This is a genomic window from Piscicoccus intestinalis NBRC 104926 (assembly GCF_001515525.1).
In the GTDB taxonomy this organism is placed as follows: Bacteria; Actinomycetota; Actinomycetes; order Actinomycetales; family Dermatophilaceae; genus Kineosphaera; species Kineosphaera intestinalis.
In genome coordinates, this window is record NZ_BCNQ01000050.1 from 25,571 (window position 1) to 34,050 (window position 8,480).

The following is an 8,480-nucleotide window of genomic DNA, read 5'->3' on the forward strand; positions in this document are numbered from 1 at the left end:
CCGAATAGTGAGACTCGTGCGTGGGTGCTACCAGAGCTGCCGGTAGGCGGCCGCGGCCCGCGGGTTCTGCGGATCCTGCGCCCACAGCCCGTTGCGCATCGTGGCGTCGGGCTCGTTGAAGTAGCTCTCCATGACGAGGATGTCGGCCTGGGAGTCGAAGAACTGCTTCATTTTGCGGATGAAGAACGGGTTGTCGCCGTTGCCGCCCTTGGACGTCGGCGCGAGCCCCCATTCGGTGAACGACAGGCCCTTGCCCTTGGCGCGGGCGAACGCGGCCACGTCACCGACTCCCGCTCCGTTTCGCGGATGCAGCGCGCTGCGCCACTGGGCTTCGGTGGTGGCGCCGCTGCCGCTCCAGTCGTAGGCCGAGCAGCCGATGACGTCGACGGCCTCGTTGCCGGGGTACAGGCGGGTGAGGCTGTCGAGTCGCCCGGTCTGGCCGGGCAGCGCTGAGCCGCAGTTGATCTCGAAGGCGAACGTGAGCTGGGGCGTCTCCTTGTTCATGACGGCGGCGACCCGCCGGAACGCCTGGCGGTAGTGCCGGGCGGAGTCCTTGTCGGCGCTCCACGACCACCACGTGCCGTTGGGCTCCCACCCGATCTTCACGAGCGTGTTGGCCCGGCCGCGGGTGCGCAGGTCGCGGGCGATCGTGCGGAACGTGGCGTCGTGGCGGCCGGCGGCGACGTCCTGGAGGCGGTTCGGATCGACCCCCTCGGGCAGGAGCGGCAAGCCGTACGACAGGACGCCGTCGAAGCCGCGGTACGTGTCGATGTGCCAGGTGGAGGTCTCGATGGCGCGCCACGAGCCGCGCTCGGGGAAGGTCGGGGTGGTGTCGCTCGCGCTGCCGCGCCACGCGCCCCACTGGTTGGCGCGTTTGGCGCTCATGTAGCCGCCGACCCACGCGCCGGAGTGCCACGGATGTGGCGAGCGGGATGCGCCGAGGAGGCGGCGGGCCTTGTCGCCCGGTGGGCCCTTGGCGGGCAGCGCAACTCCCGCGCTGGGTGAGGCCGTGGCCGGGCCGGCGGTCGCCCGGCCGGCGGGAGTCGGTGCGGCGGGAGTCGGTGCGGCGGCGGCGGGTGCCGCGCAGACGGCGACGCCGCCCCATCCCGCGAGAGCCGCGGCGACGACGATGTGGCGCGCTGACATGGGGCGGTCCCCTTTCGTTTGTGGATCGAGCGTTCGGTCGGCCGATGTCCCGGCGGCCGAGCCGGCTCCGTGGTCAAGCTAGCGGCTGAATTGGACGACCGTCCAACTGTTGGGTGATGTTGACGTAAACAGCCCGGGTCGCTCCCGGCGCCCGCGGTGGGGGCTGCGCGCGCAGGGGCGTCACCACAGCTGCCGGTACACGGCGGCCGCCTTGGGGTTCTGCGGCGCCTCGGGCCACAGCGAGTTGCCCATGCTCGCGGCCGGCTCGTTGAAGTACTGCTCGAGCACGAGGATGTCGGCGTTCGCATCGAAGAACTGCTTCATCTTGCGGATGTAGAACGGGTTGTCCCCGTTGCCGTTTCGGCGCTTGGTGGCCAGCCCCCACTCGGAGATCGACAGGCCTTTGCGCTTGGCGCGGGCGAACGAGGCGACGTCGGCGATGCCCGGGCCCTTGGGGGGCCGGATCGAGGTGCGCCACGTCGATTCGTTGCGGGCGCCGGTGATCCACCAGTCGTAGGTGGAGCAGCCGACGAGGTCGACGACGTCGTTGCCGGGGTAGAGCTTGGTCAGGCTGTCGAGCCGGTTCCGCTGGCCCTTCAAGGCGGTGCCGCAGTTGACCTCGAAGCTGAACACGAGCGCCGGCGACTCCTTGGCCATGACCTGCGCGATACGGCGCCAGGCCGCGCGGTACGTCGGCGCCGTGGGGGCGGTGGCGCTGAACGACATCCAGTAGCCGTTGGCCTCCCAGCCGATCTTGACGATCGAGTTGCCGCGGCCGCGGGCGCGCAGGTCACGGGCGAGCTTGCGGAAGACGGCGTCGTGCTTGCCGGCGGCGACGTCGCGCAGCTGCGCGGGCTTGGCGTTGGCCGGCAGCATCGGCAGGCCGTAGACGAGGCGCCCCTTGAAGCCGCGGAAGGTGTCGATGTGCCACGTCGAGTTGCTCAGCGCCGCCCACGTCGGGGCCTCCGGGTACGTCATCGTCGTGTCCGACGGCGTGCCGCGCCACGTGCCCCAGGCGGTGGCGCGCTTGGCGTTCATCTAGCCGCCGACCCAGGCGCCCGAGTGCCAGCTGAGCCGGGAGGCCGACGCGCCGAGGTAGCGGCGCGCGGCCGCCCCCGAGGAGCTTTTCGCCGCAACGGTGTTCGCGGTGTTCGCGGCGACGGTGGTGTTCGCGGCCGCGTTCGTCGCGGTTGTCGCGGTGGTCGCCGAGGCGCCTTGGGCGGTCGGCGCGGCGAGCGCGCCGGGGGCCGGGTTCGCGGCGAGGGCGCCGGCGAGCGCAAGGGTGGTGGCACCGGCTCCCAGGCCGGTGGCGCGCCGCGCGAGCGAGCGGGAACGGGCAGGGGTGCGTTGGCCCAGACGCATGGAGCGGCCGCCTTTCGACTCGAGGGGCGGCGGATGCCGCGCGCGAGGAGTCGTGTCGTGGTCGCCGTCCGGTCGATCAAGCTAGACGGAGTCGGTCACTCGTCCAAGTACCCACGGGCCCATGCGCCCGCGCTCGCGGGGCTTCGCGTGGTGGGCGCTCGCCAATCGGGTTGGCGGGCAGCGGCGGTCGCCCGCGACCTTGCCGTCTCACGGTGCGGACGCCGATGTTGACGCTCGGTACGGGACCGCTCGGCTGCCGCGGAACCGTCTCCGCGGGGGTGGTTCGGCGGCAGCCCGGCGGTCCGGCGAGTCGGCACAGGCTTACGTGCGAAGAAGAGTGACTGGGCGCTGTGCCTCAGGAGGCGGTGACGGGCGGCTCGGCGCTCCAGGGAAAGACGATCCACTTGTCGGTGCGGGCCCAGACGTAGTCGGGTTCGACGACGGTCGTCGGCTTGGCGTAGACGACGGCGCTGCGCGGCTGCGCGCCGACGTTCGTCAGCAGGTCGAGCACGAGCGCGAGCGTGCGCCCCGAGTCGACGACGTCGTCGACGACGAGCACCCGTTTGCCCTCGATGGAGTCGGTGTCGAGCATCGGGGCGAGCAGCACCGGGTCGGGCAGGGTCTCGTGCACGTCGGTGTAGAACTCGACGTTGATCGCGTCGGTGAGCTTGACCCCCAGGGCGTAGGAGAGCCCGCCGCCGGGGAGCATTCCGCCGCGCGCGACGGCGATGAGCACCTCGGGCTCGAAGCCGGAATCGGCGATCTGGCGCGCGAGTTCGCGGCAGCACGTGCCGAAGCGCTCCCAGGTCAGGATTTCCTTCTCCACCAGGTCGCTGGAATCCGCGTGATACGCCGTGGCCACGACCGCACGCTAGCGGTAACGGCACCCCGGCCGCGAGGGCGGGCGGCCCGGCCAACCGACACCGCGCTCGACGGGCGCCCACGGTGATGTCGTCGACCCGCGAGTCGGCTGGGAGGCGTTCCAGCCCCTGCGCCGATCCGCCGGCACAGGGGCGGTCGGCGGGGGCAAGACGAAGTTGACTTACATACTCGTGTTCAGGGCTGCTAGCTCGGAGCATGACTGCAGGTCACCGGCGTCTCGCCGGCGCGGGGATGTGAGTGTGTAAGTCATCTTCGTCTCCGGCCCGTCCAGGCCGGACTCCGTGCAGGTTCACCCGAGATCGGCCGAGGCCTAGTCGCGGGCTCACCGGGCCGAAACGGCTGAGGTGCTCGCGCTGAGCTGACCGTGGTGCTCGGGCTGGGCAGGCCGTGATGCTCCCGATCGGCGCGTCGGGGGTGACGCTGCCGAGAAGCGCGTCAGTCCTCGTGCCGGGCGCGGATCGCGACGAGGTCGCGGGCGTGCTCGTCGAGGGCGCGGTCTTCGTCGGTGATGGGGTCCCAGGGCGGGGTCGGCAGGGCCCGGCGCTGTTCGTCGATGGCGACGAAGACCGTGCGGCAGTAGGTCGTCAACTCCAGGTCACCTCCGGCGGGGTCGCCGGAGCGCACGTGCACTCCGACGTGCATCGCCGTGCGGCCGGTGTGCAGCAACCGGGCCTCGACCTCGACGAGGTGCCCGATGCGCAGCGGCCGGTAGAACCGCACGCCGCCGGTGAAGATCGCGACGTTGGCCGCGTTGTGCGTCCACGACGTGACGAGCACGTGCGCCGCCTCGTCGATCCAGCGCATGACGATGCCGCCGTGCACCTTGCCACCCCAGTTGACGTCGGTGGGGGCGGCGAGAAACCGCATCGTCATGCGCGGTGCCGTGCCCGCCTCCGAGTAGACCTGCCCGCGCATGGCCTGCTCGATTTCGGCGCGCACCTCGGCCCGGCGCACCGCCCACGCCTGCAGGAGCCGGCCCGCCTCCCCGTTCGGCACGAGCGGCGGTACCGCGGTCGAGTGGCCCTCGTCGTCGACGGCGACGAACACCATGAGGCAGTGTGTGGCCGAGTCGAGTTCGCCGGTGCTCGGCGGGCCGCTGAACGTCTCGACGAGCACGTCCATCGACGAGCGGCCGGTGCGCACGATCCGCGCGCGCACCTCGACGAGGTGCCCGACCTCCACCGGGCGCGTGAACCGCACGTTGCCGACGTAGGCGGTGACGCAGTAGCGGCCGCTCCACCGGGCCGCCGCGGCGTACCCGGCCTTGTCGATCCACTCCAGCACCCGCCCCGCGGAGACCGAGCCGGACTGGCCGGCGTCCGTGGGCGCCGCGAGGAAGCGCAGGGTGATTCCGGTGCGGTCGGCGTCGGTGCTCATGCGGCCATCTTCCCCGCGCCCGCCACCCGAGTCGCGCCCAAGCCACCCCCCACTGCGCCGAAGGCTGCCCTTTCGGTCGAGGGCTGCTGCCGAAACCCTAGCCCTCGACCGATAGGGCAGCCTTCGGCCAAGATTGGGGCGCCTTCGGTCGAGACAGGGGGATGTGTCAGCGGGCGGAGAGGACGACCTTGAGGGCGGCGTGCTCGGCGGCGTGGGCGAACACCTCGTAGGCCTCCTCGATCTCGTCGAGCGCGAAGTGGTGGGTCGCGAACTTCTCCGGCGCGATGGCCCCCGCGGCGATCTGGCCGAGCAGGTCGCGGGTCGTCACGGCGTTGACCAGGCCGGTCGTCAGCGTGATGTTCCTGATCCACTGCTCCTGCAGCGCGAACTCCACCGGCACGCCGTGCACCCCGACGATCGCGACGTGCCCGCCGGGGCGCACCGCCTCCACGCACGTCGTGAAGGTCGACGGCAGCCCGACCGCCTCGATCGCGACGTCGACGCCGAGGCCGTCGTCGGTGAGATACCGCAGCCCCTCCGCCACCTCGCCGGGGGACTCGTCGGGGGCGACGCGCAGGGAGTCGGTAGCCCCGAATTCCGTGGCCCGCGCGAGCCGGGCGGGGTCGGGGTCGACCGCGATGATGCGCTCGGCGCCGGTGCTCGCGGCGGTCATCACCGCGGCGAGGCCGACCGGACCGGCTCCGACGATCGCGACGGTGTCGCCCAGGCGCACCGACCCGTAGCGCACGCCGATCTCGTAGCCGGTGGGCAGGATGTCGCTGAGCATGACCGCCTGGTCGTCGGTGACGCCCTCGGGCACGCGCACGAGCGAGGTGTCGGCGAACGGCACCCGCACGTACTCGGCCTGCGTGCCGTCGATGAGGTGGCCGAACAGCCACCCGATGCCCCCGGCCCCGCGGCAGTGCGAGGCCATGTCGGCCGCGCAGTAGTCGCACGCACCGCACTTGCTGATGCACGAGACGATGACGCGGTCGCCGATCGCGATGTCGCGCACGTCTTCTCCGACGGCGGTGACCACCCCGACTCCCTCGTGGCCGAGAACGCGGCCCGGCTGCACGGCCGGTACGTCGCCCTTGAGGATCTGCAGGTCGGTGCCGCAGATCGTCGTCGTCTCGATCTGCACGAGCGCGTCGGAGGCCTGCGTCAGCTGCGGGTCGGGCACCTCCTCCCACGCGATGCGCCCTGGGCCGTGGAACACGAGTGCGAACATGGCGAAACCTCCCGGGTGCGATGGTCCACGTCGACCACGTGCTCCCATCGTGCCGTGCGGGCCGCCCGCCGCGGGGTCGCTCTAGCTGAGTACGTCCTTGCGGCGGAACCACCAGAACGCGATCGCCACGCTGAGCACGAAGTAGATGAGCGACCAGAGCGCGCCGCGGTGGATGTCGGTCCACGCGACGTCCGGCGACAGCGCCCGGATCCACGCGCGCGAGTAGTGCATCGGCAGCGCGTGCCGCAGGTCGCCGAGGTCGTCGATGGAGTCGAGGATCGAGGCGACGATCGTCACCAGCACCGCGCCGCCGACCGCTCCCAGCGGCGCGTCGTTGAGCGTGCCGATGAGCAGCGCGATGCCGACGACCTGCAGCATCGTCAGCACGACGACCCCGACCGCGAGGCCGAACCGGGGCAGGAAGTCGGCCCAGTCCAGCGCCGTGCCGCCCGGGCTCGTGTACGCCGCCCAGCCGTAGAACACGCCGCCGACGAGCAGCGCCCAGCCCGCCAGCAGCACCGTGGCCAGCGCGGTCGAGCCGACGGCGATGACGAGCTTGCTCGCCAGCAGCCGCGCCCGGGAGACGGGCGCGACCAGCAGGTAGCGCAGCGACGACCAGCTCGCCTCCGACGGCACCGCGTCGCCCGCGAACAGCGCCGCGAGGATGACGAGCAGAAAGTCGCTGGCCGCGAACATCGTGAACACCGCGAAGTTCGCCGACCCGCTGCGGGCGAGGTCGATGAACGTGCCGCCGCCGCCGTTGCCGTCGCCGAGCGAGAACGCCGCGACGAGCACGAGCGGCAGCGCGAGCAGCAGCCCGAACGACCACAGCGTGCGGCGCCGGCCCAGCTGGCGGCGGGTCTCCGCGCGCCACGACAGCGGCCGGCTCACCAGCCGCGGCTCGCCGGAGACGGTGGAGCCGGTGGAGCCGGTCATCGGGCCCGCACCTGACGCAGCCGCTCCATCCGGGCCTCCTCGTCGTCGTCGCTGTCGCTGTCGTCGGCGGTGCCGCCCGCCGCGCCGAGGGGGTCGCGCCCGGCGTCGGGCCGGCCGATCACCCCGAGGAAGACCTCCTCGAGGCGGCGCCGCGCACTCACCTCGACGATGCGCCCGCCGGCCGCCACGACCGCCGCGACGAGGTCGGCCCGGGAGGCGGAGCCGGTGAGCGCCAGCGTGTGCCGGCCGTGGTCGACGCGCACGTGCTCGACATGCTCGCCGAGGTCGGCGCGCAGGGCCGCCGCGAGCCGGTCGAGCTCGGCGTCGTCGCCCTCGACGTGCACGAGGGTCGTCGCGTCCCCGGTGAGGTCGGCGATCGAGCCGGTGGTCACGACGCGGCCGCGGTTCATGACGACGACGTGCGTGCAGGTCTGCTCGACCTCGCTGAGCAGGTGGCTGGAGACGACGACCGTACGCCCGGTCTGCGCGTAGGCGTGCAGGATCGGGCGCATCGCGGCGATCTGCGGCGGGTCCAGCCCGTTCGTCGGCTCGTCGAGCAGCAGCACCTCGGGCCGGCCGAGCATGGCCTGCGCGATGCCGAGCCGCTGCCGCATGCCCTGGGAGTACGTGCGCACCGGCCGGTCGACGGCGTCGCCGAGCGCGGCGACCTTCAGCGCCGACTCGATGTCGGCCTCGGCCGGGTCGCGGCCGGTCGCCTGCCAATAGGCGTGCAGGTTGGCCCGGCCGGTCAGGTGCGGCAGGAATCCGGGGCCCTCGATGAGCGCGCCGACCCGGGCGAGCACGGGGGAGCCGGCGTGCACCGGCTCCCCGAGCACGTGCACGTGCCCGGCGTCGGCGCGGATGAGGCCGACGAGCATGCGCATCGTCGTCGTTTTGCCCGCGCCGTTGGGCCCGAGGAGCCCGACGACCTGGCCCGCCTCGGCGCGCCACGACACGTCGTCGACCGCCCGGTGACCGTCCTTGTACGTCTTGGTCAGGCCGTCGACGACGAGCGGCACGCCCGCGTACTCCGGGTGCGTGTCGCGCTTGTCGGTGCGCCGCCGGCGGCGGGCCGCGAACAACGCAAACGCCCCGATCGCCGCCAGGGCGGCGGCGAGACCGGCTCCGGCCCAGAGGGTTTCGCGGTCGAGGCCGGCTGACGTGGTGGCGGTCAGGGGCGCGGTCGGCAGCGTGAGCGCGGTGTCGGCGAGGGCCACCGTGTACACCCGGGAGTCGGTCGGCACCGCGAAGCCGGCGTCGGTCGCGCTGACGAGCACGCGACAGCGGCTTCCGGCCGCGGCGTCGTAGGTGCCGGCGGGCAGGCGCACGTCGACGTCGACGGGCTGCCCGGGGGTGGTCGGCACGCGCACCGGGGTGACCAGGCCCCGCGGCGACGTCGGGCCCGACGCCGAGAGCCGCCACAGCGACACGAACAGCGTGGCGTCGCGGGCCGTCGAGGTGACCCGCAGCCGCACGGTCGGCGCTCCGGTGACCGCGGCCGCCCCGCCCACCGCGTCGGTGTCGAACGCCACCGACTGGCCCGGGA

Annotated in this window: 8 protein-coding genes; all 8 read right to left on the reverse strand. The window is 72.8% G+C overall.

The genetic code is table 11. The features are described 5' to 3' along the window. Positions 1–27 precede the first annotated feature (27 nt). On the reverse strand, positions 28–1,146 hold the full coding sequence (locus tag PINTE_RS09675) for a glycoside hydrolase family 26 protein (protein WP_068429354.1): 1,119 nt from the start codon (positions 1,144–1,146) through the stop codon (positions 28–30). A gap of 180 nt (positions 1,147–1,326) precedes the next feature. After that, complete coding sequence (locus tag PINTE_RS09680) at positions 1,327–2,184, reverse strand: glycoside hydrolase family 26 protein (RefSeq protein ID WP_174524005.1); 858 nt, start codon at positions 2,182–2,184, stop codon at positions 1,327–1,329. Beyond that, complete coding sequence (locus PINTE_RS23670) at positions 2,185–2,508, reverse strand: hypothetical protein (protein ID WP_174524006.1); 324 nt, start codon at positions 2,506–2,508, stop codon at positions 2,185–2,187. A 355-nt stretch (positions 2,509–2,863) separates the two neighbouring features. Beyond that, the gene (locus PINTE_RS09685; protein ID WP_068429356.1) at positions 2,864–3,370 is read right to left on the reverse strand and encodes a phosphoribosyltransferase; all 507 of its coding nucleotides are present in this window, start codon (positions 3,368–3,370) and stop codon (positions 2,864–2,866) included. Positions 3,371–3,825: 455 nt separating this feature from the next. After that, positions 3,826–4,767 carry an acyl-CoA thioesterase gene (locus PINTE_RS09690; RefSeq protein WP_068429359.1) on the reverse strand — a complete coding sequence of 314 codons (942 nt, stop codon included), beginning with the start codon at positions 4,765–4,767 and terminating at the stop codon, positions 3,826–3,828. Positions 4,768–4,933: 166 nt separating this feature from the next. Next, positions 4,934–5,998 (reverse strand): alcohol dehydrogenase catalytic domain-containing protein, encoded by a 1,065-nt coding sequence (locus PINTE_RS09695; protein ID WP_068429362.1) that lies wholly within the window; start codon positions 5,996–5,998, stop codon positions 4,934–4,936. A gap of 81 nt (positions 5,999–6,079) precedes the next feature. Then, positions 6,080–6,934 carry an ABC transporter permease gene (locus PINTE_RS09700; RefSeq protein ID WP_068429365.1) on the reverse strand — a complete coding sequence of 285 codons (855 nt, stop codon included), beginning with the start codon at positions 6,932–6,934 and terminating at the stop codon, positions 6,080–6,082. Next, on the reverse strand, positions 6,931–8,480 hold a 1,550-nt coding region (locus PINTE_RS09705), incomplete at its 5' end, for an ATP-binding cassette domain-containing protein (protein WP_157087160.1). The genes PINTE_RS09700 and PINTE_RS09705, both read right to left, overlap by 4 nt.

Excerpts from the sequence above, each read along its gene's own strand:
- PINTE_RS09675 (WP_068429354.1), bottom strand. The coding sequence starts at position 1,146 with ATGTCAGCGCGCCACATCGTCGTCGCCGCGGCTCTCGCGGGATGGGGC.
- PINTE_RS09680 (WP_174524005.1), bottom strand. The coding sequence starts at position 2,184 with ATGAACGCCAAGCGCGCCACCGCCTGGGGCACGTGGCGCGGCACGCCG.
- PINTE_RS23670 (WP_174524006.1), bottom strand. The coding sequence starts at position 2,508 with ATGCGTCTGGGCCAACGCACCCCTGCCCGTTCCCGCTCGCTCGCGCGG.
- PINTE_RS09690 (WP_068429359.1), bottom strand. The coding sequence starts at position 4,767 with ATGAGCACCGACGCCGACCGCACCGGAATCACCCTGCGCTTCCTCGCG.
- PINTE_RS09695 (WP_068429362.1), bottom strand. The coding sequence starts at position 5,998 with ATGTTCGCACTCGTGTTCCACGGCCCAGGGCGCATCGCGTGGGAGGAG.
- PINTE_RS09700 (WP_068429365.1), bottom strand. The coding sequence starts at position 6,934 with ATGACCGGCTCCACCGGCTCCACCGTCTCCGGCGAGCCGCGGCTGGTG.